General features: G+C 61.9%; 25 protein-coding genes. 10 read left to right on the top strand and 15 right to left on the bottom strand.

The genetic code is table 11. From position 1 onward, the window contains the following. Nucleotides 1-38 precede the first annotated feature (38 nt). The 3 genes from AC07TV_RS17590 (at nucleotide 39) to AC07TV_RS17580 (ending at nucleotide 1,669) form a co-directional block, all read left to right on the top strand. Nucleotides 39-440 (top strand): hypothetical protein, encoded by a 402-nt coding sequence (locus AC07TV_RS17590; RefSeq protein ID WP_494649665.1) that lies wholly within the window; start codon nucleotides 39-41, stop codon nucleotides 438-440. After that, entirely contained in the window at nucleotides 437-1,060 is a 624-nt protein-coding gene (locus AC07TV_RS17585; protein ID WP_494649664.1) for a cysteine hydrolase family protein, read from the top strand. The genes AC07TV_RS17590 and AC07TV_RS17585 overlap by 4 nt, the downstream gene beginning before the upstream one ends. A 228-nt stretch (nucleotides 1,061-1,288) precedes the next feature. After that, on the top strand, nucleotides 1,289-1,669 hold the full coding sequence (locus AC07TV_RS17580) for a DUF3597 domain-containing protein (protein WP_494649663.1): 381 nt from the start codon (nucleotides 1,289-1,291) through the stop codon (nucleotides 1,667-1,669). 61 nt (nucleotides 1,670-1,730) lie between these two features. On the opposite strand, the gene AC07TV_RS17575 is transcribed toward AC07TV_RS17580, so the two are convergent. Further along, nucleotides 1,731-2,075 (bottom strand): hypothetical protein, encoded by a 345-nt coding sequence (locus AC07TV_RS17575; RefSeq protein WP_494649662.1) that lies wholly within the window; start codon nucleotides 2,073-2,075, stop codon nucleotides 1,731-1,733. Nucleotides 2,076-2,166: 91 nt separating this feature from the next. Between AC07TV_RS17575 and AC07TV_RS17570 the strand changes: the two genes are divergently transcribed. Continuing rightward, entirely contained in the window at nucleotides 2,167-3,498 is a 1,332-nt protein-coding gene (locus tag AC07TV_RS17570; protein WP_494649661.1) for a leucine-rich repeat-containing protein kinase family protein, read from the top strand. Here the strand turns inward: AC07TV_RS17570 and AC07TV_RS17565 are convergent. Beyond that, nucleotides 3,484-5,391 (bottom strand): B12-binding domain-containing radical SAM protein, encoded by a 1,908-nt coding sequence (locus AC07TV_RS17565; protein ID WP_494649660.1) that lies wholly within the window; start codon nucleotides 5,389-5,391, stop codon nucleotides 3,484-3,486. The two genes, AC07TV_RS17570 and AC07TV_RS17565, sit on opposite strands and share 15 nt — an antisense overlap. Nucleotides 5,392-5,488: 97 nt before the next feature. Between AC07TV_RS17565 and AC07TV_RS17560 the strand changes: the two genes are divergently transcribed. Then, entirely contained in the window at nucleotides 5,489-6,340 is an 852-nt protein-coding gene (locus AC07TV_RS17560; RefSeq protein WP_494649659.1) for a type IV pili methyl-accepting chemotaxis transducer N-terminal domain-containing protein, read from the top strand. Here the strand turns inward: AC07TV_RS17560 and AC07TV_RS17555 are convergent. Genes AC07TV_RS17555 through argC form a run of 3 tightly spaced genes read right to left on the bottom strand, consistent with a single transcriptional unit; the run spans nucleotide 6,321 to nucleotide 8,010 of the window. Further along, a complete protein-coding gene (locus AC07TV_RS17555; protein ID WP_494649658.1) occupies nucleotides 6,321-6,611 on the bottom strand; it encodes a DUF1330 domain-containing protein in 291 nt (96 codons plus the stop codon). The genes AC07TV_RS17560 and AC07TV_RS17555 overlap by 20 nt on opposite strands. A gap of 2 nt (nucleotides 6,612-6,613) precedes the next feature. After that, the gene (locus tag AC07TV_RS17550) at nucleotides 6,614-7,060 is read right to left on the bottom strand and encodes a hypothetical protein (protein ID WP_494649657.1); all 447 of its coding nucleotides are present in this window, start codon (nucleotides 7,058-7,060) and stop codon (nucleotides 6,614-6,616) included. Between the two features lie 11 nt (nucleotides 7,061-7,071). Beyond that, entirely contained in the window at nucleotides 7,072-8,010 is a 939-nt protein-coding gene (gene argC, locus AC07TV_RS17545) for an N-acetyl-gamma-glutamyl-phosphate reductase (RefSeq protein WP_494649656.1), read from the bottom strand. 158 nt (nucleotides 8,011-8,168) lie between these two features. Between argC and AC07TV_RS17540 the strand changes: the two genes are divergently transcribed. After that, nucleotides 8,169-8,735 carry a CAP domain-containing protein gene (locus tag AC07TV_RS17540; RefSeq protein WP_494649655.1) on the top strand — a complete coding sequence of 189 codons (567 nt, stop codon included), beginning with the start codon at nucleotides 8,169-8,171 and terminating at the stop codon, nucleotides 8,733-8,735. Between the two features lie 99 nt (nucleotides 8,736-8,834). On the opposite strand, the gene AC07TV_RS17535 is transcribed toward AC07TV_RS17540, so the two are convergent. The 5 genes from AC07TV_RS17535 to parE all read right to left on the bottom strand — a co-directional run bounded on the left by AC07TV_RS17535 (nucleotide 8,835) and on the right by parE (nucleotide 13,982). Continuing rightward, entirely contained in the window at nucleotides 8,835-9,716 is an 882-nt protein-coding gene (locus AC07TV_RS17535; RefSeq protein ID WP_494649654.1) for a patatin-like phospholipase family protein, read from the bottom strand. Between the two features lie 62 nt (nucleotides 9,717-9,778). Next, complete coding sequence (locus AC07TV_RS17530) at nucleotides 9,779-10,615, bottom strand: PA4780 family RIO1-like protein kinase (RefSeq protein WP_494649653.1); 837 nt, start codon at nucleotides 10,613-10,615, stop codon at nucleotides 9,779-9,781. Between the two features lie 73 nt (nucleotides 10,616-10,688). Beyond that, nucleotides 10,689-10,946, bottom strand: a complete 258-nt coding sequence (locus AC07TV_RS17525; RefSeq protein WP_494649652.1) for a hypothetical protein — start codon at nucleotides 10,944-10,946, stop codon at nucleotides 10,689-10,691. A 46-nt stretch (nucleotides 10,947-10,992) separates the two neighbouring features. Next, the gene (locus AC07TV_RS17520) at nucleotides 10,993-12,012 is read right to left on the bottom strand and encodes a phospholipase A (protein WP_494649651.1); all 1,020 of its coding nucleotides are present in this window, start codon (nucleotides 12,010-12,012) and stop codon (nucleotides 10,993-10,995) included. Between the two features lie 20 nt (nucleotides 12,013-12,032). Then, on the bottom strand, nucleotides 12,033-13,982 hold the full coding sequence (gene parE / locus AC07TV_RS17515; RefSeq protein WP_494649650.1) for a DNA topoisomerase IV subunit B: 1,950 nt from the start codon (nucleotides 13,980-13,982) through the stop codon (nucleotides 12,033-12,035). 152 nt (nucleotides 13,983-14,134) lie between these two features. Here parE and AC07TV_RS17510 point away from each other — a divergent pair, with 152 nt between their 5' ends. Genes AC07TV_RS17510 through AC07TV_RS17500 form a run of 3 tightly spaced genes read left to right on the top strand, consistent with a single transcriptional unit; the run spans nucleotide 14,135 to nucleotide 16,280 of the window. Beyond that, nucleotides 14,135-14,314, top strand: coding sequence for a hypothetical protein (locus AC07TV_RS17510; RefSeq protein WP_494649649.1), 180 nt, complete (start codon nucleotides 14,135-14,137; stop codon nucleotides 14,312-14,314). Next, nucleotides 14,314-15,237 carry a DUF808 domain-containing protein gene (locus AC07TV_RS17505; RefSeq protein WP_494649648.1) on the top strand — a complete coding sequence of 308 codons (924 nt, stop codon included), beginning with the start codon at nucleotides 14,314-14,316 and terminating at the stop codon, nucleotides 15,235-15,237. The genes AC07TV_RS17510 and AC07TV_RS17505 overlap by 1 nt, the downstream gene beginning before the upstream one ends. Continuing rightward, on the top strand, nucleotides 15,234-16,280 hold the full coding sequence (locus tag AC07TV_RS17500) for a serine endopeptidase (protein WP_494649647.1): 1,047 nt from the start codon (nucleotides 15,234-15,236) through the stop codon (nucleotides 16,278-16,280). Before AC07TV_RS17505 ends, AC07TV_RS17500 begins: the two co-directional genes overlap by 4 nt. 104 nt (nucleotides 16,281-16,384) lie before the next feature. Here the strand turns inward: AC07TV_RS17500 and AC07TV_RS17495 are convergent, their stop codons facing one another. The 5 genes from AC07TV_RS17495 to AC07TV_RS17475 all read right to left on the bottom strand — a co-directional run bounded on the left by AC07TV_RS17495 (nucleotide 16,385) and on the right by AC07TV_RS17475 (nucleotide 22,337). Further along, nucleotides 16,385-18,304, bottom strand: a complete 1,920-nt coding sequence (locus AC07TV_RS17495; RefSeq protein ID WP_494649646.1) for a phage tail sheath C-terminal domain-containing protein — start codon at nucleotides 18,302-18,304, stop codon at nucleotides 16,385-16,387. A 144-nt stretch (nucleotides 18,305-18,448) separates the two neighbouring features. Next, nucleotides 18,449-18,790: a hypothetical protein gene (locus AC07TV_RS17490; protein ID WP_494649645.1), complete on the bottom strand. Its 342-nt coding sequence runs from the start codon at nucleotides 18,788-18,790 to the stop codon at nucleotides 18,449-18,451. Between the two features lie 385 nt (nucleotides 18,791-19,175). Next, nucleotides 19,176-19,601, bottom strand: a complete 426-nt coding sequence (locus tag AC07TV_RS17485; RefSeq protein ID WP_494649644.1) for a secondary thiamine-phosphate synthase enzyme YjbQ — start codon at nucleotides 19,599-19,601, stop codon at nucleotides 19,176-19,178. Then, entirely contained in the window at nucleotides 19,598-19,963 is a 366-nt protein-coding gene (locus AC07TV_RS17480) for a YajD family HNH nuclease (protein ID WP_494649643.1), read from the bottom strand. Before AC07TV_RS17480 ends, AC07TV_RS17485 begins: the two co-directional genes overlap by 4 nt. Before the next feature lie 43 nt (nucleotides 19,964-20,006). Beyond that, nucleotides 20,007-22,337, bottom strand: a complete 2,331-nt coding sequence (locus tag AC07TV_RS17475; protein WP_494649642.1) for a penicillin-binding protein 1A — start codon at nucleotides 22,335-22,337, stop codon at nucleotides 20,007-20,009. A gap of 173 nt (nucleotides 22,338-22,510) precedes the next feature. Between AC07TV_RS17475 and AC07TV_RS17470 the strand changes: the two genes are divergently transcribed. Further along, entirely contained in the window at nucleotides 22,511-22,936 is a 426-nt protein-coding gene (locus AC07TV_RS17470; RefSeq protein ID WP_494649641.1) for an acyl-CoA thioesterase, read from the top strand. Nucleotides 22,937-23,121 lie beyond the last annotated feature (185 nt).

Here is a 23,121-nt window from a genome sequence, read left to right as displayed (position 1 = left end):
GTGAAATGATGCAGGTATCACTTCAACCGGAGAAAGCCATGCCCCTGATCAACATCACCCTGGCCGGCGCCAGCCTCGCGCCGAGCACCATTCAGCACTTGCAGCAGGAAACGACGCGCCTGATGCAGAGCATCCTGCGCAAGGAGGCTGCGCTCACCGTGGTCAGCGTCACGCAGTTGCCGGCCGGCGCCTTCTCGGCTAACGGCCAGACTGTTGCCGCCGCGGCAAGCATGCAGGCGCTGATTACCGCCGGCACCAACGGCGCAGCCGAAAAGGCCGATTTCATTTTTGCCGCAAAATCCCTGTTGACCGTAGCAATCGGCCTCAGCGCCGCACCCATCTACGTCGCGCTGCACGAACTGCCGGCCGAAAGCTGGGGCTACGACGGGCAAACGCAGGCGGCGCGCAAGGCCGGGAAATTGATTGGAGAATCAGCATGACCGCCCGCACCCTGCGCCAGATCGCCGGCGTCCCGCCCAGCCTGCACGCCGGCGCCACGCTGGATGCCGCCAAGACTGCCGTCGTCCTCATCGACTACCAGAACGAATACCGCAACGGCCCGCTGGCGCTGCCTGACGAGCCAACCGCCAGCAACGCCGCTCGCCGGTTGCGCGCCTGGGCCGACCAGGCCGGCATTGCCGTCATTCACGTTCTGCATCGTGCTCCGGCCACCGCCCCGATCTTCGCCCCGGATTCCGAAGGCGCTGCGCCCATCGCCGGCCTGGCGCCGGGCGAGGGCGAAGTCGTCATCCACAAACATCTGCCCTCGGCCTTCACCGGCACCAATCTGCTCGACGAACTGCAAACGCGCGGCGTCGAAACGCTGATCATCGCCGGCTACATGACCCACAACTGCGTCGATTCAACCGCCCGCGAAACCTTCCATCGCGGCTATCGGGTCGGCATCGTGGCCGACGCCAGCGCCACGCGCCACCTGCCGGGGCCGGATGGCCAGACGATTCCGGCGGCGACGGTACACGCTGGCGTGCTCGCCGGGCTGGGGGACAGGATTGCCGAAATCATCGACGTGGCGACGCTGGCGGCGATGAAAGTGGTCTGACGGCAGGCTGAAACCGGTTGGCCCTGGTTTCCACGGTCAACCGGAAATATCTGCCAAAAATGAAATGTGGCGCAGCCTTGGTGGGGCTCAGCCAATGGTTGGGAATTGTAAAAACCTCTTCATATAAATTCACCAAATCTGTCGTCGAATGCAACTAACATGAACTCATGCTCGGGAGATTCATGACCGGGCATCCATTTGTTCAATCGGTCGCAGAGGAGAAATAACATGGGAATTTTCAGCAACATTCTGGCCAAACTGGGGTTTGGTGAAGACAAGACGGAAGTGGTCGCCGAGGCCGCTCCGGCCGCCGTTGAGGCACCCGTCGTTGCGGCGCCGGTGGCGATCAGCGCCGTCGATGTCGTGGCCAAGCTGGAGGCATTGGCGGCCGCGCATGCCGAAAAACTCAACTGGAAAACGTCGATCGTCGATCTGCTCAAGCTGCTCGGTCTGGACAGCAGCCTGGCCGTGCGCAAGGAGCTGGCTGCCGAACTCGGCTGCCCGGCCGACAAGATGGGCGATTCGGCGCAGATGAACATGTGGCTGCACAAGACCGTGCTGCAGAAACTGGCTGACAACGGCGGCAATATTCCGGCTGAACTGCTGTAAGCAACTGGCCCGGTTTCACCGCGAAGGCCCGCTCTTTTGGCGGGCCTTTTTCTTTGGCTGGTTAGCCGGCGAGGTTCTCGTCGAGCAGCCGTTCGCATTCCACCATCAGCGATTCGGCGATTTCGGAGTGATGGTTGGGGTCGAGCGACTCCATCATTTCGTGGGCCGTGTACATACCGGCTTCGCGCGACAGGCTGCCCTGGATCTGGCGGGCGAGCTGGTCGCTGAGGGCGGAGAGTTGCCGGCGTTCGTTGAGCGGCATCTTGTTTTTCGAGCGCGACAGCCAGTCGGCAGCCAGGCTGGCGCCCTGGGCTTCTGTCAGCCACTGGCCGTATTCGTAGAATGCGGTCAAGCGCTCGGCGGCCAAGGCAAATATCAGCGCGATGCGCATGCCACGTTCGGTCATTGACGGGCTGGCAGGCTTCTCCCAAGTCATTTTTCACCATCTTTTGTTATCCTGCCGCACCTTATCACGGCCGCCCGGCGGAATGCCCTGAATGCCACTGAACACCCTCGAAGACCTGCGTGCCGGCAAGCTGGCCGGGAGCCGTCGCCTCAAACTGGCCGGCTGCCTGAGCGAGTTTCCGCGCGAGATATTTGATCTGGCCGAAACGCTGGAGATTCTCGATTTGTCGGGGAATGCGCTGGCGACACTGCCCGACGATCTGCCACGGCTGCACCGGCTGCGTATCCTGTTTTGTTCGGATAACCAATTCACTGAATTGCCGGCGGTGCTCGGGCAGTGTGCCGATCTGGAGATGGTTGGCTTCAAGGCCAACCGGATTCAGCAGGTGCCGGCTGCGGCGTTGCCGCCCAAACTGCGCTGGCTGATTTTGACCGATAACCGGATTGCCGAACTGCCCCCGGAAATCGGTCGCTGCACGCGTTTGCAGAAGCTCATGCTGGCCGGCAACCGATTGCAGTCGCTGCCGCGCGAGATGGCCAATTGCACCGGGCTGGAGTTGCTGCGCATCGCGGCCAACCAGCTTGCCGCCTTGCCCGACTGGCTGTTGTCGTTGCCGAAACTTTCCTGGCTGGCCTTTGCCGGCAATCCTTTTTGCCAGGAGGTGCCGGTTCAGAAAGGTGTTTCCCCCATTCACTGGGACGATCTGCACGTCAGCCATCAATTGGGTGAGGGCGCTTCCGGCGTCATCCATCATGCCGAATGGCGCTCGGCCGGCGGCGCACAGCCGGTCGCGCTCAAACTGTTCAAGGGCGCGATGACCAGCGATGGTTTGCCGCTCAACGAGATGAACGCCTGCATGACCGCCGGCTCGCACCCGAATCTGATTCCGGTCCTCGGCAAGCTGGCGGCCCATCCGGAGGAAGCGCATGGGCTGGTCATGGCGCTGATCGACAGCGATTTCCGCAACCTGGCCGGGCCGCCCAGTCTGGACTCCTGCACCCGTGACGTTTATCCGGCCGAGGCCAGTTTCGACCTCGACGCTGCCATTCGCATCGCCCTCGGCATCGCCTCGGCGGCCGAACACCTTCACGCCCAGGGCATCACGCATGGCGATCTCTACGCCCACAATATCCTGCATGGCGCCGACGGGCAGGCGCTACTCGGCGATTTCGGCGCGGCCTCGTTCGTGCCGTCCGATGATCGGCTCGTCGCCTTGGCCCTGCAGCGCATCGAGGTGCGGGCGTTTGCGTGTTTGCTCGAAGAATTGCTGGCATTTTCCGCGCTCGACCCCGATTCCACGGTCAACCGGGAAAAAGCCCAAAAATTGAAATCCCTGCAAGCTGATTGCGCGCAGGAAAATGTTTCGGCCAGACCGCTGTTTGCGGAAATCGTTTCGATTCTGGGTGCGTTAAGGCTGCCCTGACAGTGCCTTGGAAATTCGGTGCCGCGCCACGGTCGGGCGCGGTACTTTTTCGTCGAACCAGCTGCGCACATCCTGGTCCAGGCAAATGCCGTGCATGTAGTTGTAGAGCGCCTTGTTCAGCGCCTTGCCGAGGCGGTCGTGATCGACGCCGGTGGGGTCGATGAAATGCACGTCGTTCTTGCCGAATTTGCCGGGCGGCAGCGGTTGCAGCTTGATGCCGTACTCGGCCGGGTTCTGCCCGACGGGAGAATGCACGGTGCAGGTAAAGCGGTGGAAGAAGCCGGACTGGATGCAGCCTTCGGCAAAGAGCTGGCGGACGTATTCGAGCGCATCGACCGTGTCCTGGACGGTTTGCGTCGGAAAGCCGTACATCAGGTAGGCGTGGACGAGTACGCCGGCATCGGTGAAGGCGCGGGTGACGCGGGCGACCTGATCGACCGAGACGCCTTTTTTCATGAGCTCGAGCAGGCGGTCGGAGGCGACTTCGAGGCCGCCGGAAATGGCGATGCAGCCGCTGTCGGCGAGTTGCAGGCAGAGTTCGGGCGTGAAGGATTTTTCGAAGCGGATGTTGCCCCACCACGAAATGGCCAGGTTGCGCCGCTGCAACTCCTCGGCCAGGGCACGCAGGGCTTTGGGCGGGGCGGCTTCGTCGACGAGGTGAAAGCCGGTGTGGCCGGTTTCGGCGATGATCTGTTCGATGCGGTCTACCAGCACCTTGGCGCTGGCGGCGTCGTAGCGGCCGATGTAGTCGAGGCTGACGTCGCAGAAGCTGCATTTTTTCCAGTAGCAGCCGTGGGCGACGGTCAGCTTGTTCCAGTGCCCGTCCGACCACAGTCGGTGCATGGGATTGAGCATGTCGAGCAGCGACAGGTAGCGGTCGAGCGGCAGGCCGTCCCAGGTCGGCGTGCCGACTTCCTCAAAGGGGATGTCGGGCTCGCTGGCGTTGAAGTAGCGCACGGCGCCATCGACCCGCGTGAAGGTGCGGACGAGGTTGAGACGCGGCCGCTCGCCGGCGAGGTGCTCGAAGAGCGCGAGCAGCGGCTTTTCGCCGTCATCGAGGGTGACGTAGTCGAAATAATCGAAGACGCGCGGTTCGGCCAGCTCGCGCAACTCGGTATTGACGTAGCCGCCGCCGAGCACGGTGATGATGTTTGGCCGGTAAGCCTTGATCGTCTGGGCGATGCGGAAGGCGGCATAGACCGAGCCGGGGAAGGGCACGGAAATGAGCACGATGTCCGGATTGCTACGGTCAACCGGAATTTTGGCCAAATTTTGCAGGGTCGTATCGACCAGCGTCGGCGGCGCGGCCAGCGCCGTGGCCAGCGGGTTGAAGCTGGCCTGGCTCTGGGCCAGCGATTCGGCGTAGCGGACGAACTCGAAACGGGTGTCGACGGCCTCGCGCAGCACGTCGGCGAGGTCGTTGAGGTAGAGCGTGGCCAGATGCCGCGCCCGGTCCTGCACGCCGAGCGAGCCGAAGGCCCAGGCCAGCGGGTCGCCACCGTCTTCGTCGAGATAGTTGTCGAGCGAGGCGAAACGCGGTCCCTCGGGCAAAAAGGCGCGGGTGCAGATGCGGTGGGCAATCGAGCCGTCACGGCCCTGGAGCAGTGCGATAGCCGGACCGATGCTGGCCTGGTAACGAGCGAACTCATTGAGGAAGATCTTGATCGTATTCGAGCGCTTCTTGCCGGGGATGGCTTCCGCCGCCGCCTTGATCTTCGGCAGGCCGGCTGGGGAGAGCAGTTCGAGGACCAGGGCCAGCGCCAGGTCGGTTTGCTTGGCATGAAAGCCGCGCGAGCGCAGGAAACCGGTCAGGTAGGCGGTCGCCGGGTAGGGCGTGTTGAGCTGCGTCATCGGCGGGATGATGCTCAGGATGCGGGGGGAGGCGGCAGTCATGGTGGGGCGAATGATAGGGGAAGCGGCGCGCTTGTAAAGGGACTGAAACCTTGGCGTGTTCCAATGCCCGCCCCGTCACGCTCAACACTGTTTCCAGATGCTGCCATTCAAAGTCGCTCGCCACGCTATTCGCGTCGTTTTCCTGATCGTTGCCTGTTCGCTCCTGACATTGTCACATGGTGCATTGGCGGCCGGAAAGGAGGGTGGGGCCGGGCTGGTTGCCAGCGATATCGTCAGCGCCGGTCGCCTGCGCATGCAGTCGCAGCGCCTGGCCAAACTCTACCAGCAGGCCGGCATGGGTTTGAATGCGGCGCAGGCGATGCAGCTGATCAAGGTTTCGGCGAGCGAGATCGATACCGAATTCGGTCGCCTTGGCGTTTCCGTGAAGAAGCCAAATGTTCGGCGGGTGCTGACGCGTTGCGATGCGCTCTGGCAGGAAATGCGCGCAGCCTTGAAGCTGGCGCCCGACCCGGTCAGCACCGAGCGGGTCAATCAACTGGCCGACGAACTGATGATCCATACCGGCAAGCTGAGCATGCTCATCGAAGCCGAAGGGGAAACGCCGGTCGGTCGCCTGATTGACCTCTCCTCGCGCCTCAACATGTTGTCCCAACGCCTGGCCCGGCTCTACCTGCTGGCCCAGGGTGGCAATCTCTCGCAAGGGGTGGTGGTAGACATCGAGCAGGCGCGCAAGGAGTTTTCGACCGGCCTCAGCGAACTCGATACGGCCCGTGAAAACTCGCCAGCCAGCCGCGACGCCATCGGCCTGGCCAAAAATCAATGGATATTTTTCGAGAGCGCCATCAACCGGCTGAGCATTGCCGATCGCGGCGATGGCAAGGCCGTGCAGAACGTCGCGACGAGCAGCGAAAGGATTGCCCAGGTGCTCGATCTGGCCAGTGCCCAGTACGCCCGGGACTACAGCGAGGCTACGCGCCTGCTTCGCTGAAACTGATCAGATCGACCTCGGCTGCTTCCGTGCGCAGCGGAATGAGCGCCTGGTAGGCCGCCGAGTTGAACCAGCCATTGGCTGCTTCGGCATTGGGAAAGCGGATGACGACCGTATCGCTGTGACGATGCTCTCCGCCGAATATGGCCAGCTTCTCGCCGCGAAAAACCAGTTCGGCCTGCCACGGGGCCAATGTCGCCGGCACCTGGCTGCGGTAGCTGGCCCATTTTTCGGCATCCTTGACGGTGATGTGACCGATCACGACGTTCATGACTATTCCCATGTGCTGGTTGAATTGGCCAGGCTGCGCAGCAAATCATCGTCCTTGATGCGCACGGCGATGCCGCTGCCGTGTGGTGCGACCACTGCCGGGAAGGCCAGCGCCTGCCAGACCCGCGCTTCGACGATGGCGTTGGCGCCCATACCCTTTGCCTGTTCGGCCAGAAGTTTTGTTGCCTTGCCTGTGCCGCCGGGCCAGCGCGACTGAACGTAGAGCGCCCCAAGCGGCTCGAACTCACCTTGGGCCGGCAGAGCGCTCGTGGTAACGAGCACCTTGGCATCGAGGGGGCTTGCGCTTGAGCCTTTCGGAAATGGCGTGACCCAGGGATTGCCGTAGGTCGCCCTGGCCGGGTCGAGCAGAATCGATTGCGCCATGACAGGCCAGCCTGAGACCACCAGCGTGATCATCAGGCAAAGGCGAGTCAGGGCGGCCTTGGTCATATGCGCGGTGCTCAGATCAGCCCGAGGCTTTCCTCAACGCCCAAGTGCACGTTCATGGCTTGTACAGCGGCACCCGAGGCGCCCTTGCCGAGGTTGTCGAGGCGGGCGATGAGCAGCATGCGCTCATCGTTGCCGAAGACAGCGATATCGACGCGGTTGGTGTCGTTGTTGGCTTCGACGTTGTAAAAGCCGCCGTCGGTGGTTGCATCGAGATCGACCGGCAGGACGCGGATGAACGGCTCGCCAGCGTAGTAGTCGGCGATGATCTTCTGCACATCAGCCGGCGTCGCCTGGCGTGTGAATTGTTGCGGGTGGATGTAGGCGGTGACGGCCAGTCCCTTGTAGAACGGCCCGACGATGGGCTGGAAGATCGGTGCCACGGTCAACCCGGTATACGCCTGCATTTCCGGCAGGTGCTTGTGGGCCAGGGTAAGGCCGTAGGGGCGGGGAGCATCGATACGTTCGGGGCTCTGGTACTGGGCGATCATCGACTTGCCGCCACCGGAATAACCGGTAATGGAGTTGGCCGCGACCTGCGTGGCGGCCGGCAGCAGGCCGGCGGCGACGAGCGGACGCAGGGCCAGGATGAAGGCGCTGGCATGGCAGCCGGGGTTGGCGATGCGCTTGCTGGCGCGGATTTTCGCGCGTTGCGCCGGCGCCAGTTCAGGCAGTCCGAAGGTCCATGCAGGATTGACGCGATGCGCTGTTGAGGCATCGATGATGCAGGTGTTCGGATTGTCGACCAGCGTTACCGACTCCTTGGCCGCCTCGTCCGGCAGGCAGAGGAAAGTGACATCGGATTCGTTGATCAGCCGCTTGCGCTCGGCCAGATCCTTGCGCTTGTCAGCGTCGATCTTGAGCAGCACGACATCGGTGCGCTTGGCGAGGTATTCATTGATCTGCAGGCCGGTCGTGCCTTCCTGGCCGTCGACAAAAACTTTATAGGTCATGGCGGGATGCTGGGATTGGTTGTTCAAGGTTTGAATTCTGGCAGATATTTGGTGCTTGCGGACAGCCGTTGGGATTGGGATGTCGTTCATGGATATTTGATTTACATAATGTGGCAGCGAAATGGCATAATTCGTTCAATTGCTACCAAAGGAAAATCATGAACAAACTTGCAGTTCTGGCACTTGCATTCTCTGCGGCGTTCAGCGGCCAAGCGATGGCCGTTGTTGCTGCGCCGGTTGTTACCATCGATGCCTTCGAGGCGGATGTATTGTCTCTCGTCAATATTGAACGTGCCAAAGAAGGCTTGTCGGCCCTGGCGTTTGACGCTCGCCTGCAGGCTGCAGCCGAGGCTCATTCGCTCGACATGGCGACCAATTCCTGCTTCCAGCATAATAGTTGCGATGGCACAGACTGGGCGACCCGGATTTTTAGCTATTACCCGTCTGGTGGTATCGGTGAAAACGTTGCAGCCGGCTATTTGACACCGGACGCGGTCGTCAACGCGTGGATGGGTAGTGATGGACACAGGATGAATATTCTCAATGCTTCTTATCAGGGCATCGGCATCGGCTACGTCTATTCACCCGGATCTGTCTATCCTACTTACTGGACTCAGGATTTCGGCACGCTGGCTGCCATGCCGGTTCCCGAGCCGGAAAGCTACGCCATGCTGCTGGCTGGCCTTGGCCTACTCGGTGCCGTGGCTCGGCGACGTCGTGCCTAAACGTTCTTGAAGCAATGTAAAACGGGCGCAACTGGCGCCCGTTTTGATTTGGATGTTCGTTAAGGAATCGGCAGTGGTCGAAAAGCGCAATACGAGCGGTCAGCGCCCGAGTTTCTGCTTGATGGCTGCCAGGGCGCCCTGAGCGGCGCGTTCGCCTTCGATCATGGCGTCGTTACGGGCGGCGAAGTCCCAGGACTTGACGTAAGGCAGCTTTGGCCGGATGACGATATCGGCGCCGCGCAACTCGTTGGTGCCGATGGCGCTGCCCATGATGGTCGTCGTCTGCCAGATGATGGCGGTCATGCTGTCGACCGGCTGGCCTTCGGCTCTGGCCGAGATATCGACGGCGATGACGAAGTCAGCGCCCATTTCGCGCGCTGCCAGCACCGGGATCGGGCTGGTCAGCCCGCCATCAACATAGCTCTTGCCGCGAAACCGGGTCGGTTGAAAGATGCCCGGCACGGCCGCCGAGGCGCGCACAGCCATGCCGGTGTCGCCGGTCCGGAAAACAACACGTTCGCCGCTGTTGAGGTCGGTGGCTACTGTTGCGAAGGGCTTGCCGAGCTTTTCCAGCGGGCGGTTGTGCAGATGCTGGTTGATGAAGTCCTGCAAGGCTTCGCCCTTGAGCAGGCCACGCCCGCCCAGCGTCCAGTCGGCGAAGATTTTTTCGTCGAGCTGCTGGGCGATCTTCTGCATGGCGAAGGCGTCGTAGCCGGCCGCGTAGAGCGAACCGACGACCGCGCCGGCACTGGTGCCGACCACGTAGTCCGGAACGATGCCGTGCGATTCGAGCATCTTGATCACGCCGATATGGGCAAACCCCCGCGCCGCGCCGCCGCCGAGGGCGAGTCCGATTTTCGGGCGGGGAGGGGCCGCCGGCTTGGTAGGCTGGAGGATGGAACAACCACCGAGCAAGAGCAGGCTGGCGCTCAGCAGGCGACGGCGGTTGGTAAAGCAGAGAGGCGTGGTTGGATTGGGCATTTTGTTGGCGGAGCGGGCAGCTTCGCTCTGTTTCCTGGTATTGCGACGACAAAGGCTGGAGTTTACTGGCACATGCGACGGATTTCGTCTTCCTTGATTGCTTCTTCGATTTGCATCAGCACGGCATCGACGTCGGCAAGGCTTTCGTCGAGTTCCACCTGGCCCGTCAAAACCTGATCCGGCTGGAGCAAACCGCCCTCGTAGAGCGCCCAGATTTCCTTGCCGTACTGGCTGTCAGCCAACGAGGGGGCAAAAGCGCTGAAATAGCTGCGCAGATTGTTGACGTCGCGTTCCAGCATTTCGGCCGCCGTGCTGTTGGCGGCTGCGTCGATGGCTTGTGGCAGGTCGATGATGACTGGCCCGTTTTCATCGACGAGAATGTTGTATTCCGAGAGATCGCCGTGAATGATCCCGGCGCACAGCATGCGCACCACCTGATTGACCAGGATGGCGTGAAACTCCAGCGCGACGGCTTCGCTCAGGGCGACATCATTCAAGCGCGGCGCCGCACCGCCCTCGGCATCGACCACCAGATCCATGAGCAGCACGCCATCGAAGCAGATGTAGGGCTGCGGAACGCGTACTCCGGCGGCGGCCAGTCGATACAGCGCGTCGACCTCGGCGTTTTGCCAGACTTCTTCCTGCATCTGGCGGCCGTAGCGGCTGCCTTTCTCCATGGCCCGCGCCTGCCGGCTGTTCTTGACCTTGCGGCCTTCCTGATAGGAGGTCGCCTTGCGGAAGCTGCGCTGCTTGGAGTCCTTGTAAACCTTGGCGCAGCGGATGTGCTCGCCGCAGCGCACGATATAGACGGTGGCTTCCTTGCCGCTCATCAACTGCCCGATCACCTCGTCTACAAGGCCTTCTTCAACGAGCGTGGTGAGTCTTTTCGGGGTTTTCATGAACTGTTTTGATTTTCTGGCGTGGGCCAACTAAGCGGTGGAAAAGACTGGGGTGGCCTCTGCCAGCGTATTGCTACGGGACGAAAACCAACCCGAATACGCCGATTGAAGTGACTTTTTCGTTGACCGTCGTGTAGGACGCGACGCCAAGCGAATGGTAAGTGGAAACGAAAGAGGTTAATTGACCGATACCGAGAATGCGCTCGATCTGGCTCCGCTCGGCGATGGCTGTCTTGATCTTGTCGCGATGCTTTTCTGCCGAGGGGTTGAGGGCAAATGCGAGGGCAATGGCGATGGCGATTGCAATGAGCGTCTTCATTGATTTCAGCATGTGTTGCTCCTGAACAAGGTTTGGTGGCGCTGCCGGAGCCTGGCAATCAATACCACTCCAGCAAGGAAACACCGACGCCGTAATAATTGGCGCGGTGGTTGTAGTCGATCATGCTTTCACCGTAGCCGGTGAACCATTGCAGGTGACCGCGCAGGCTGCCGGAAAGCGGGAAGGCGTAGTCGAGCTGGAGGGCGCCGTGATTGTTGCCGCCGCCTTGCAGGCTGTGGCGCAGGAGCAGCGAAAACTGCTGCTTGCCCCAGATTCTGACAATTTGCAGGTCGGCCCGGCCGAGATAGTTGGAAATGTCCGGATTGTCGTCGCGCTCGCCGGCTTCCGAAATGCGCCACCAGGGACGGAACGTTGCCGTCCAGTCGCCTTTTTCCAGGGCAATACCGGCCATTATCCGGTTCCAGCTGCGCGACAGGGGCAGCGATCGTCCGTTCGACTGATGGTTGAAGCCAAGCGACAGAGTCCGGGCACGCCAGCCGCCGAGCGTGTAATCGGTGCGCCAGACCAGCATGACTTCCGGTTCGTGGTTGGTTTCCCGGAACGGGCGCGAGGTGCCGGCTGAATACAGCTGCCAGCGCGAAGACTGGGTGTAGCCGAACCAGAGGTCGCCATTGTTGCCGAACAAATCTTCGGCCAGTTTCGTCTTCAGGCTGATCTGCAGTTTGGCTTCATCGCTGGCCTGCTCGGTGTCGGTGGTACTGGTGTGTCCGACCGAGGGTGATGCAGGAAAGGGATTGGTGTGGCTGGTATGGAAGCCGGGCAGGATATAGACCGGTTTGTAGGGGCGTATGCGCAGGATGTGGCCGCGCTTGTCGGCGTCGAGTTCCCAGGCCGCTCCGAGCAGGGAGTCGCTGGCAACAGGCTCTTTCAGGTTGGCGGTGGCCGGCGTTTCCGGAGACTTGGCTGTCGGTTTCTCTTGCGGCGCGGCGGTTGGCGGAGTCGCCAGGGCGTCGTAACAGGTCAGACGGTCAGTCGGGTCGGCGATGCGCCGGCAATCGTCGAGCGACTGGCTGTTGGCGACCAGCGGCAGGGATGCGCACAGGAGTAGGGCGGACACCTGCAGCTTCATGGCCAGTATCAGACGTCGGCCTCAACCAGCCCGCCATCCTTCTCCATCCAGGCCCGGCGGCCAGCCGCTTCGCCCTTGCCCATGAGCAGGGTGAAGGTGGCGGTCATTTGCTTGATCGTTTCGCGGCTGGCCTGGAAGGGCACGAGGCGGCGGGTATCCGGGCACAGCGTGGTTTCCCAGAGCTGGTCCGGATTCATTTCGCCGAGGCCCTTGAAGCGGGAGACGGTGATCTTGTTTTCCGAAACGCCTTCGTCGCGCAGCTTGGTCAGCGTCTGTTCCTTCTCGGCTTCGTCGAGGCAATAAACCTTGCGCGTGTGGCCGCGGGCTTCGACATCGACGCGGAAAAGCGGCGGCTGGGCGACGTGGATGTGGCCGCGTTCGACGAGGGCCGGGAAGTGCTTGAGGAACAGCGTGAACAGCAGGACCTGAATGTGCGAACCGTCGACGTCGGCGTCGGACATGACGATGATCCGGCCGTAGCGCAAGCCGGAAACGTCGACGCTGTCTATCTGCTCGATGCCGTGCGGGTCAACGCCAACCGCCACCGAGATGTCGTGCACTTCGTTGTTCTTGAATAGCTGGTCGCGATCGACTTCCCAGGTGTTGAGCACCTTGCCGCGCAAGGGCAGCACGGCCTGGGTTTCCTTGTCGCGGCCCTGCTTGGCCGAACCGCCGGCCGAGTCGCCCTCGACGAGGAAAACTTCGTTGCGGGCGATGTCGTCGGATTCGCAGTCGGTCAGCTTGCCGGGCAGGGTGGCGATGCCCGACGATTTCTTCTTCTCGACCTTCTGCGTCGATTTCATGCGGTTCTGCGCCGCCTTGACGGCCAGCTCGGCGATCTTCTTGCCGAAATCGGCGTGGCTGTTGAGCCACAGCTCAAATGGATCGCGCACCATCTGGGTGACCAGCTTGTAGGCGTCGCGGCTGGTCAGTTTTTCCTTGGTCTGGCCCTGGAACTGCGGGTCGAGCACCTTGGCCGAGAGCAGGTAGGTCATGCGGCTGCAGACGTCTTCCTGCGCCAGTTTGACTTTGGCGGGCAGGATGGCGTGGTGTTCGGCGAAGGTCTTGATCGCCTCGAAGACGCCGGCCTTGAGGCCGGCTTCGTGGGTGCCGCCGTCGAGCGTCGGGATCAGGTTGACGTAGCTTTCCGGCTTGCCGCCACCTTCCTCGAACCAGGCCATGGCAAAGGTGGCGCCTTCGCCGACGGCGAAACCGTTGGCACTTTCAACATGTTTTTCACCGACAAAAATCGGTGCCACCGGGGTGCCGACCATCATTTCGTTGAGGTAGTCGGCCATGCCGTTCTGGTAGCACCAGACTTTCTTGTCCTGGCCTTCGATATCGAGTTCGACCGTGACGTTCGGCATCAGGACGGCTTTCGAGCGGAGCAGATGTTCGAGTTGGGCCAGGTTGATCTTCGGTGAATCGAAATACTTGGGGTCGGGCTGGATGCGCACTGTGGTGCCGGTGTTGCGCTGGCCACAATCGCCGATGCGCGACAGCGGTTCGGTGACGAAACCGGCGCCGAAGGCGAGGTGGTAAACGCCGCCGCCGCGCTTGATCTCGACTTCGAGGCGGATCGACAGGGCATTGGTGACGGAAACACCGACGCCATGCAGGCCGCCGGAGAACCGGTAGGCGTTGCCCGATTCGGTCTTGTTGAACTTGCCGCCGGCGTGCAGTTTGCAGAAGACCAGTTCGACTGCCGGCCGGCCTTCTTCCGGGTGGATTTCGACCGGGATGCCGCGGCCGTTGTCGCTGACTTCGATGACGCCATCGGCGCGGACCACGACGGCGATTTTCTTGGCGTAACCGGCCAGCGCCTCGTCGGCCGCGTTGTCGATGACTTCCTGAATGATGTGGGTCGGGCAGGTCGTCCGGGTGTACATCCCGGGACGTTCCTTGACGGGTTCCAGGTCTTTCAGGACACGGATGGAGGAGGCGGAGTATTCAGACATTCGCTTTGAATTTTGGGCAAAAAAGACGGTCGACCGTGGAAGGCATTGCGGGCAGGATTCTAGCCGTTTTCTGGACAAGCGCACGGCTTATGCGCCATGGCATAATTGCAATTCCCTCTGGATTTGCCGAGGAGACTTTCATGGAAAATAAAATGTCCGAAGCCACTCAGCAGCAGCGTCGCGCTGATCGCCGCATCTGTACGCACATTTCGCCGCCGCCGTATGAGACCCGCGATGGGCGGGTGATGACCGACCGCCGGTCGGCCATTGATCGGCGTGCCTCGTGGATTCGCGAATTCTCGCTGGAGACGTTCCCCGGTCGGGAATCCTGATGGCCGGCGCCAGCCTGCTCGTCCTGATCGACGACATTGCCACCATCCTTGATGACGTAGCGGTGCTGACCAAGGTCGCTGCCAAAAAAACGGCCGGTGTGCTCGGCGACGATCTGGCGCTCAATGCCCAGCAGGTTGCCGGCGTTGCCGCCGAGCGCGAGTTGCCGGTGGTCTGGGCGGTCTGCGTCGGGTCCCTGAAAAACAAGTTGATTCTGGTGCCGGCGGCGCTGGCGATCAGCGCATTCATACCGCGGGCCGTGACGCCATTGCTGATGATCGGCGGCATTTACCTGTGCCTCGAAGGCGTCGAGAAGCTGGCTCACCCGTGGCTGCACAGCAAGGCCGAGGACGAAGCCCATCACGCTGAGGAACTGGCCGCGGTGGCCGATGAAACGGTCGATATGGCGGCATTCGAGGCGGAAAAGATCAAGGGTGCCATCCGCACGGATTTCGTGCTGTCGGCCGAAATCATTGTCATCGCGCTGGGCACTGTCGCCGCCCAGCCATTCACCACGCAATTGACCGTGCTGGCCGGCATCGGTCTGATCATGACCATCGGCGTTTATGGCATCGTCGCCGGCATCGTCAAGATGGACGATGTCGGCGCCTGGCTGCTGCTCAAGGGGCGCGGGGGCATGAAAATCGTTGGCAAGGGCCTGTTGCTGGCCGCGCCGAAACTCATGAAGCTGCTGACCGTCGTTGGCACGGCAGCCATGTTCCTGGTTGGCGGCGGCATCCTGTCGCACGGCATCCCGCCGGTTCATCATGGCATCGAGCACGTGGCCGAAATGAGCGGGATGATGAGCAGCGTCGTTTCGATGTCGCTGGATGCGGTCGTTGGCATCGTTGCCGGTGCCGTAGCCTTGCTCGGCATGCTGGCATTTGCGGCAATTCGCGGGAAACTGAAGGGGGCTCAGGCATGAGCAAGGCGCTGCGTCTGTCGGAAAAGTGGTTTCGTTTCGGGCTGTGGATCGTCGCCTTCGTTTTTGCCAGCTTCCTGATCGGGCTGGGCGGGACGATTGTCCAGAACCTGCCCAAGGTCGAGCACCGCGTCACGCTCGATGATTTCATCGACCAACAGGCCGCCGCACCGCTGCGCGCCGAACTCAAGGCAATGCAGGAGAAACGCCAGATCGCCCAGGATGCCCACGATCAGGCCCAACTCAAGCACAACGGCGCCCGCGCCAACTCGGCAGCAGCACGCGACACCTTCAACAACTGGCTGGCGACCCGTCACGCCACCAAGCGCCCGGAGCAGGATGCCGAGCTGATCGAACGCACGCAGGCCCTCGATGAACTGAAGATTCTCGAGCGCAAGGCGCTGGCCGATGTCGAGCGTCAGCAGCAGAGCCTGCTCGACGCCCGTCAGGCCGAAGAGCGTGCCCAGCGCGACCTGCGCGAACTGGAGCGGACGGCCTCGACCAAACTGGTTACCGAACAGCGCAGTCAGGAATTGCGCGTTTTCGGCTACCGCCTGGCGCTGACTTTGCCGCTGCTCGCCGTCGCCGGCTGGCTGTTCGCCAAAAAGCGCCAGAGCACGTGGTGGCCCTTCGTCTGGGGCTTCATCTATTTCGCGCTATTTGCCTTCTTTGTCGAGCTCGTGCCCTATCTGCCGAGCTACGGCGGCTATGTGCGCTACGCGGTGGGCATCATCATCACCGTGCTGGTCGGGCGCTACGCCATCGTCGCCCTGAATCGCTACCTCGAAAAACAGAAACAGGCCGAGGCCATGCCCGATGTCGAGCGCCGCAAGGAACTGAGCTACGACACGGCGCTGGCCCGCCTGGCCAAGAAAGTCTGTCCCGGCTGCGAGCGGCCGGTCGATCTGACCAACACCGCCATCGATTACTGCCCGCATTGCGGCATCTGCCTGTTCGATCGCTGCGGCCAGTGCAAAGAGCGCAAGAGCTCCTTCGCGCGTTTCTGCCACGCTTGCGGGGCGATGGCTCAGGGTGGCGCCGGCTGATTCTTGCCGCATGGCTGGCTGCCACGGTCAACCGGAAAAAATGCCCAAAATTGAAATGCTGGCTGGAGGTATGAAAACCGGTTATCGCCGGCCCTGCCGAGGGTTCAACCCTGAGCCTGGCCGGCTATTTGCTGCATGCGAATGATCACGAACTCGGCCGGCTTGAGCGGTGCAAAGCCGACCAAAATGTTTACCACGCCGTTGTCGATGTCGTTCTGCGTCGTCGTTTCGCGATCGCACTTGACCAGATAGGCTTCGCGCGGCGTATTGCCCTGAAAGGCGCCCTGACGGAACAGGCCATACATGAATGCATCGATATTGGAGCGGATTTGCGCCCATAGCGCTTCGTCGTTCGGCTCGAACACGGCCCATTGCGTACCGCGGAAAAGTGATTCCTCAATGTAGAGCGCCATGCGGCGCACTGGCACATAATTGTATTCGGAGGCCAGGGCATCGCTGCCACGCAACGTGCGGGCGCCCCAGGCTACCGTGCCATTGACCGGAAAGGTACGCAGGCAATTGACGCCGAGCGGATTCAGGCGACCGTTGTCGGCATCGGTCAGCTTCTGGGTCAGGGATTGCACACCGGCCAGATGAGCCTCGGTGCCGGCCGGCGCCTTCCAGACGCCACGGCTGCTGTCGAAACGGGCGTAGAGACCGGCCACCGAGCCGCTGGGCGGCGTCAGGCGGGGCTGGCCACTGTTTAGCGGATCGGCGATGGTGGTCCACGGGAAGTACAGCGCTGCATGATCGGATTTCGGCAGGCTTGGACCAGCCATGACGGCGACCATGCTGCTGACGTTGCTTGCCGAAAGCGGCGCATCGACAATCAGGAAGGCGCGCCGCTCGGTGCAGTAAGCGGCAGCATCGGCCAGTACGCCGGCGTCGGTGATGCCGGGCATGACCAGAAGGTTGAAGAGCCCGGTATCGTCGAGCGCATACAAGCCTTGGCGACTGGCGCGGTTGCCGGTGAAAGCCGGATAGACATCGGCCGGCCCGCAAGGGGTTTCGCTGCCGCCGACGAGGAAGGCGGCGGCTGGATTGGCCAGGTCCGGGAGTGGCACTGGGCGAATGCCGGCGACAGCATCGATCTCGATGCCGCCATTGGCTGTGCCGAGTTTCAGCACACTGGCCGCGTTGTTCTGGCGCCCGGGCAGGACGCGAACGGAGGAGAACTCGCCACCGACTCCGGATTTCATGAGCAGCGTTTGGCCGCTGCGCGTGCATGAAAAACCGGACAGCGCAGGGTTGCCGGCTGCCTGGCCCCGCACCTTGAGCTTGATCGTCCTGGCTAGCGACGTGAGCCGCTGGGTTGGCGTCCGCCCGGCGATGTCGGCCGGCAGCGCGAGGCTGACTGTGACGGGCGGCAGGCCGTTCACTGCCACCTCAAAATCAGTGTGCGTAGCGTCGAGCAGAGTCTGAACATCAGCCAGCGTACCGCTCCGCGATGACCCTGCGGCCAGCGCGTTGAGCCTGGACCGGGAGACGTCCCGGATAAGTGAGACCAGTTGCGAGATGCCATTGACCAGATTGGGCAGGTAGCGGGCGTCGGCCGAGTTCATCGAGGCATCGAGATAATGTTCGGCGTAACCATCGCTGCTGCGTGTAAAACTGATGTTGAAGCGGCTGTCCGGGGTTGGCGTCGCGTAATCGACGCCAACCTGAATGTCGTTGCCCGAGGTGCCGGCGTCGAGTGCCGTTACGGTCAATACAGTGGCCGCTTTCGAGTTCACCAGCGGCAGGCGGGCGAGCGTCGCGCTCTTTACGATGCGGACGATCCAGGCGTCACGGCCGCCGTTCAGAAAGAACTGGCGTACTCCGTAGCTCATTTCCGAGTCAGTCGAGAGACCGCCAAAAATGCGCTCGAAATCGGCAAAGCTGGAAATCCGGGTCGCCTTGCTGACCGGCCCTCGGGCGGCGGCGCCGAGAAAGGCGGTGACCGAGGTGGCAACACCAGCGATGGTGCGCTCAGCGGTGGAGATTTCCTCGATATAGACGCCGGGGTAAGCGAGCTGTTCGGGCATGACGGGCTCCTTTTTGCAGGACGGCCAGCGGCCGCCAATCATGAGCACATCATACTTCCGGCGGCGCTGTTTATGCCTGCCGGAAGCCTGTTATTGCCGCGATGCGAGTGATAACCCGGAAAGTTGGATGAGGCCGAATCAGATTCAATCGGTCGCCATACGGCCGGATGCGTTGCCCTGATTGGACCAGAATTGAGCCACTTCGCGAGTCGTGATGCGCCCCGTTCTTACGCCCTGCGCAAGGACTTTCTCGGCGTCGGCTTTTCGGCCATAGATGAGATAGACCTCGGCTTCGACCAGCGGACAGATTTCTTCTTCCATGGCGAGCAACTCGGACTGGTCCGGCCGTGAAAAGACGGACGAGTCAAACTGCGGAAAGGATGCCGGCTGGCTATCGGGTTTCTTGATGAACGGCAGCAGGATGGAAAGGCTGAATTGGCGCATGAAGCCGGTGACGGGCGGGAGGTTCGGTATCTTCTGTGTCATGTTTGCTTTGCCTTGCTCGGTGCATGTTTTCAGGTGCATGGATGGTCGAGCGCGAAACGTCCTCAACCCTTCTCGCCACGGCCGCCTTGATGCCGAAACCCGATCCTTGCGGCCGTCAGTGGTTTCATGGCTGGTCGTGATCGCCTTGGCAAGCGACGGGCGCTTGCCAGCGACTTTGTGCGTTAGTTATTGCAACTTGCGGGCCAATTTTTACCCCATTGATTTTTAACGGGTTTATTGTTTTCGCGGACCTGAAGATGTCGCTGGCAGGCGACACCGTTGCACTTGAATTTGAACATTTTCCCGTATTTTCAGGGAGTTGCCGTGTCTCTGAATTGCGACAGGTGTTCGGAATCTTTACACTCGGCCAAACATCCGGGAGACATCAGCCGATCAGCGTGACGACGATTTCCCGACTATGACCCTGCGTCCGGTGCTCGAACAAATAGATGCCCTGCCAGGTGCCGAGGAGCAGACGACCGTTGGCGAACGGAACAGTCAACGAAACGCCGGTGAGCAACGAGCGGGCATGGGCGGCCATGTCGTCGTCGCCTTCGAGGTCGTGGCGATAGGCCGGGTCGCCATCCGGCGCCCAGCGTTGCATGAGGGTTTCGAGATCGCGGCGGACGCTGGCGTCAGCGTTTTCGGTAATGGCCAGGCCACAACTGGTATGGCGGACGAAAATATGGGCAATTCCGGCGTTGACCGTGGCATTCCTGACCACGGCAGCGATTTCGTCGGTTATTTCAAGCGAACCGCGCCCGCGGGTGGTGATGGCGAGGCGATGTTGCTCGGCCATGCCGCTGCTCATTCTTTCTTGAGCAGGCCTTGCAGCGCGGCGAACGGGTTGTGCGTGGCGCCGCCACCGCGCTTGGTGCTGGTGTCCGTATAGCCACGGTCGGCCTCGATCTGCTTCTGGTGCTCGTTGTCGTGGCAGTAGATGCAGAGCAGTTCCCAGTTGCTGCCATCGTTCGGGTTGTTGTCGTGATTGTGGTCGCGATGGTGCACGGTCAGTTCGCGCAGATTGGTCGTGGTGAATTCGCGGGCGCAGCGGCCGCAGATCCACGGATAGATTTTGAGGGCGCGTTCGCGGTAACCATCGGCGCGGGTGTCGGCGGCTTTGCGGGCATCGGCGACGATCTTGTCGAGGCGTTTGTGGTCGATTGAGCTCATGGCTGGGGTCCGTTGATGTTGGGATGAATTTTAACCGGCGATGTCAGATTCCCAGGCGCTTGAAAAAATCCCTGACCATGCTTGGCAGCGATTCGACGTCGAGTTCCTTGACCCCGCTGTCGCTGTTGAATTCGTCGTACATCCAGTCACCGTCGACGAAGGAGACACCAGTCGGTGGGGAACGTTCGGCGACCGGCTTGCCGGCCAGCGCCTGGCGCATGTAGTCGATCCAGATCGGCAGGGCCAGCGTCGCGCCGAACTCGCGGGCACCCAGCGATTTCGGCTGGTCGAAGCCCATCCAGGCGACGGCGACGACATCGCTGGCGTAGCCGGCAAACCAGCCGTCGAAGGCATCGCTCGTTGTTCCAGTCTTGCCCGCTATGTCGGCGCGTCCGAGGCGTTGTCCGGCCAGTGCGCCGGTGCCGGTGTGGGCAACTTCGCGCAGCATGCTGTCCATGATGAAGGCGTTGCGGCTGTCGATGACCCGTTGTTCGTCCTGGCGGACGGGCGGCTGCGGCGTTTCCTGCAGCACATTGCCGCGGCTGTCGGTGATCTTCTCGATGAGGTGTGGCGTGACTTTGTAGCCGCCATTGGCGAAGACGGCGTAGGCGGCGGCCATCTGCTGGGGCGTCACCGAGCCGCTGCCCAGGGTCATGGTCAGATCGGCCGGATGCTTGGTGGCGTCGAAGCCGAAGCGCGTCAGATAGTCGCGACCGTATTGCGGCGTGATCGCGCGCAAGAGCCGCACGGCGACGACGTTTTTCGAGCGGGCGAGGGCGCGGCGCAGGCTGATCGGGCCATCGTAGCCGTCATCGTTCTGCGGCTCCCAGGTTTTGCCGTTGTCGCCGGCCGGCAGCGAGAGCGGCGCATCCTCGACCTGCGTGGCCGGTGAATAACCTTTTTCGAGTGCCGCCGAATAGATGAAGGGCTTGATGCTCGATCCCGGTTGGCGCCAGGCGCTGGTCACATGGTTGAACTGCTTGCGCGAAAAATCGAAGCCGCCGACCAGGGCGCGATAGGAGCCGTCTTCGGCATTGAGGGCGACAAAGGCCGCTTCGACCTCGGGCATCTGGCTGATCGACCACCGCCCCTTGCCGTCGCGGCTGGCGCGGATGACCGAACCGACGCGAATCCGGGTGCCATCCCTGGCGCTGGCCTGCAGCGCGCGGGCGACGAAGCGCAGGCCCTCACCGCTGATCTCGATGGTGTCGCCGGAGGCGGGTTCGGTACGGACTTTCTTGCTGGAAACTTCGGTGACCACCGCGGCGATCAGGTTGTCGCTGTTCGGGTGCTTGGCCAGGATGCGGTCGATGGCGTCGTCACGCTCGTCGGCGTCTTCAGGCAGATCGACGAAATCTTCCGGCCCGCGGTAGCCGTGGCGCTGGTCGTAGGCCAGCACGTTGCTGCGTAGCGAGTTGTAAGCGGCGTTCTGCTCGGCGCCGTTGAGCGTGGTGTACACGTTGAAACCGCGCGTGTAGGTCTCGTCCTGGTATTGGGCGAAGAGCTCCTGGCGCACCATTTCGGCGACGTGGTCGGCATGCACGGATAGCAACTGGCGGTCGCTGATCTTGAGGGTCTGGGCCACCGCCTCGGTGTATTGCGCTTCGGTGATTTTGCCCAGTACGCGCAGGCGCTTGAGGACCAGCCCCTGGCGGGCCTTGGCGCGAACGGGATTGACGGCAGGGTTGTGCTTCGCCGGGTTTTGCGGGATGCCGGCGAGCATGGCCGCTTCGGCCAGCGTCAGCTCGGGCAAGGATTTGTTGAAATAAGTGCGGGCGGCACTGGCGAAGCCGTGGGTCCGCTGGCCGAGGTAAATCTGGTTCATGTACAGCTCAAGGATCTGGTCCTTGGTCAGCGCCGACTCGATGCGATAGGCGAGCAGCGCTTCGGTCAGCTTGCGCTTGACGGTCTTTTCCCGCGTCAGGAAGAAATTGCGCGCCACCTGCATGGTGATCGTCGATGCGCCCTGGTGAAAGCCGCCGGTCAGATCGGCGACCAGCGCCCGCGTGACGCCCCGGTAATCGACGCCGCCATGCTCGTAGAAGCGCGAATCCTCGATGGCCAGCAGGGCATCCTTCATGACCTGCGGGATTTCCTGAATGGGCACGAAATCGCGGCGCTCCTCGCCGAATTCGCCGAGCAGCGCGCCGTCAGCCGTGTAGATGCGGAGCGGAATTTTCGGCCGGTAGTCGGTCACGATATCCAGCGGCGGCAGGCTGGGCAGTACTGTCACCAGCATGTACGCAAGCATCGCGACGAGCAGCAAGGCCGCATCGACGCCGATGGCGACAAGCGTGCGCGGCAGTTGCTGACGGTAGTTGGCCGTGGCCAACGGGAGCGTCAGGAATTTGACGACGGTTGAAAGAAAACTCAATTGAAATCCTGCCAGGCGTGCCCGGCGAACAAGTGTCTGGCGGGCGGTTTATGGCGCTGGCTGGCCAGCTGCCGAGATAGCTAGTTTAGCCGCAATGCGAAGCGTGGACCGCTGGCCGTGCCCTGATCCTGTCCGTAGAATCCGGATTCACCCATTTACCAGGCGTCACCACCATGCCCCGCATCAAGATCGAGCTACCCGAGCACTTCAGCTTCTCGACCGACATTCCCATTTACATCGGCCACATCAACTACGGTCACCACCTCGACAACGCCCAGCTCATCTCGCTGGTTTCCGAAGCGCGCGTGCGCTTCTTCAAGTCGCTGGGCTACACCGAACTCGATGTCGAAGGCGTTGGCATCGTCGTTGCCGATGTCGCGGCGCAATACCGCTCGGAAGCTTTCCACGGCGAAACGCTGGTCGTCGAAATGGGCGCCAACGATTTCAACAAATACGGCTGCGACCTCGTCTGGCGTCTGTCGGACAAAGCCAGCGGCCGCGAAGTGGCGCGCGGCAAGCACGGCATCATGTTCTTCGACTACGCCGCCCGCAAGGCCGTCCCGGTACCGCCCGGCTTCCTCGCCAAGGTCGGCGCCTGATGATTCCCATCCGTTACGTCGAGCCGGTGTTCCGTCCGCCGAGCGAAGCGGAATCGCTGATCCTGCCAGTGACGGATGGCTGCTCGTGGAATAAATGCACGTTCTGCGATTATATGGCATGTAAAAACTATCATAATTTGGCGGAATTGGAACAGTTTCCATAGCGTTATTTGCATTTTTTCGTC

The organism is Azonexus sp. GW821-FHT04F04, from assembly GCF_059420025.1.
Note: the sequence above shows the minus strand (reverse complement) of the source record. Positions and strands in the feature narration are given on the sequence as shown.

Coding starts and splice junctions, on each gene's coding strand:
- AC07TV_RS17585 (WP_494649664.1), top strand. CDS start 437: ATGACCGCCCGCACCCTGCGCCAGATCGCCGGCGTCCCGCCCAGCCTG.
- AC07TV_RS17480 (WP_494649643.1), bottom strand. CDS start 19,963: ATGAGCTCAATCGACCACAAACGCCTCGACAAGATCGTCGCCGATGCC.
- AC07TV_RS17575 (WP_494649662.1), bottom strand. CDS start 2,075: ATGACCGAACGTGGCATGCGCATCGCGCTGATATTTGCCTTGGCCGCC.
- AC07TV_RS17490 (WP_494649645.1), bottom strand. CDS start 18,790: ATGACACAGAAGATACCGAACCTCCCGCCCGTCACCGGCTTCATGCGC.
- AC07TV_RS17510 (WP_494649649.1), top strand. CDS start 14,135: ATGTCCGAAGCCACTCAGCAGCAGCGTCGCGCTGATCGCCGCATCTGT.
- AC07TV_RS17560 (WP_494649659.1), top strand. CDS start 5,489: ATGCTGCCATTCAAAGTCGCTCGCCACGCTATTCGCGTCGTTTTCCTG.
- AC07TV_RS17580 (WP_494649663.1), top strand. CDS start 1,289: ATGGGAATTTTCAGCAACATTCTGGCCAAACTGGGGTTTGGTGAAGAC.
- parE (WP_494649650.1), bottom strand. CDS start 13,982: ATGTCTGAATACTCCGCCTCCTCCATCCGTGTCCTGAAAGACCTGGAA.
- AC07TV_RS17570 (WP_494649661.1), top strand. CDS start 2,167: ATGCCACTGAACACCCTCGAAGACCTGCGTGCCGGCAAGCTGGCCGGG.
- AC07TV_RS17550 (WP_494649657.1), bottom strand. CDS start 7,060: ATGACCAAGGCCGCCCTGACTCGCCTTTGCCTGATGATCACGCTGGTG.
- AC07TV_RS17535 (WP_494649654.1), bottom strand. CDS start 9,716: ATGCCCAATCCAACCACGCCTCTCTGCTTTACCAACCGCCGTCGCCTG.
- AC07TV_RS17590 (WP_494649665.1), top strand. CDS start 39: ATGCCCCTGATCAACATCACCCTGGCCGGCGCCAGCCTCGCGCCGAGC.
- AC07TV_RS17500 (WP_494649647.1), top strand. CDS start 15,234: ATGAGCAAGGCGCTGCGTCTGTCGGAAAAGTGGTTTCGTTTCGGGCTG.
- argC (WP_494649656.1), bottom strand. CDS start 8,010: ATGACCTATAAAGTTTTTGTCGACGGCCAGGAAGGCACGACCGGCCTG.
- AC07TV_RS17555 (WP_494649658.1), bottom strand. CDS start 6,611: ATGAACGTCGTGATCGGTCACATCACCGTCAAGGATGCCGAAAAATGG.
- AC07TV_RS17505 (WP_494649648.1), top strand. CDS start 14,314: ATGGCCGGCGCCAGCCTGCTCGTCCTGATCGACGACATTGCCACCATC.
- AC07TV_RS17540 (WP_494649655.1), top strand. CDS start 8,169: ATGAACAAACTTGCAGTTCTGGCACTTGCATTCTCTGCGGCGTTCAGC.
- AC07TV_RS17495 (WP_494649646.1), bottom strand. CDS start 18,304: ATGCCCGAACAGCTCGCTTACCCCGGCGTCTATATCGAGGAAATCTCC.
- AC07TV_RS17470 (WP_494649641.1), top strand. CDS start 22,511: ATGCCCCGCATCAAGATCGAGCTACCCGAGCACTTCAGCTTCTCGACC.
- AC07TV_RS17485 (WP_494649644.1), bottom strand. CDS start 19,601: ATGAGCAGCGGCATGGCCGAGCAACATCGCCTCGCCATCACCACCCGC.
- AC07TV_RS17565 (WP_494649660.1), bottom strand. CDS start 5,391: ATGACTGCCGCCTCCCCCCGCATCCTGAGCATCATCCCGCCGATGACG.
- AC07TV_RS17525 (WP_494649652.1), bottom strand. CDS start 10,946: ATGCTGAAATCAATGAAGACGCTCATTGCAATCGCCATCGCCATTGCC.
- AC07TV_RS17530 (WP_494649653.1), bottom strand. CDS start 10,615: ATGAAAACCCCGAAAAGACTCACCACGCTCGTTGAAGAAGGCCTTGTA.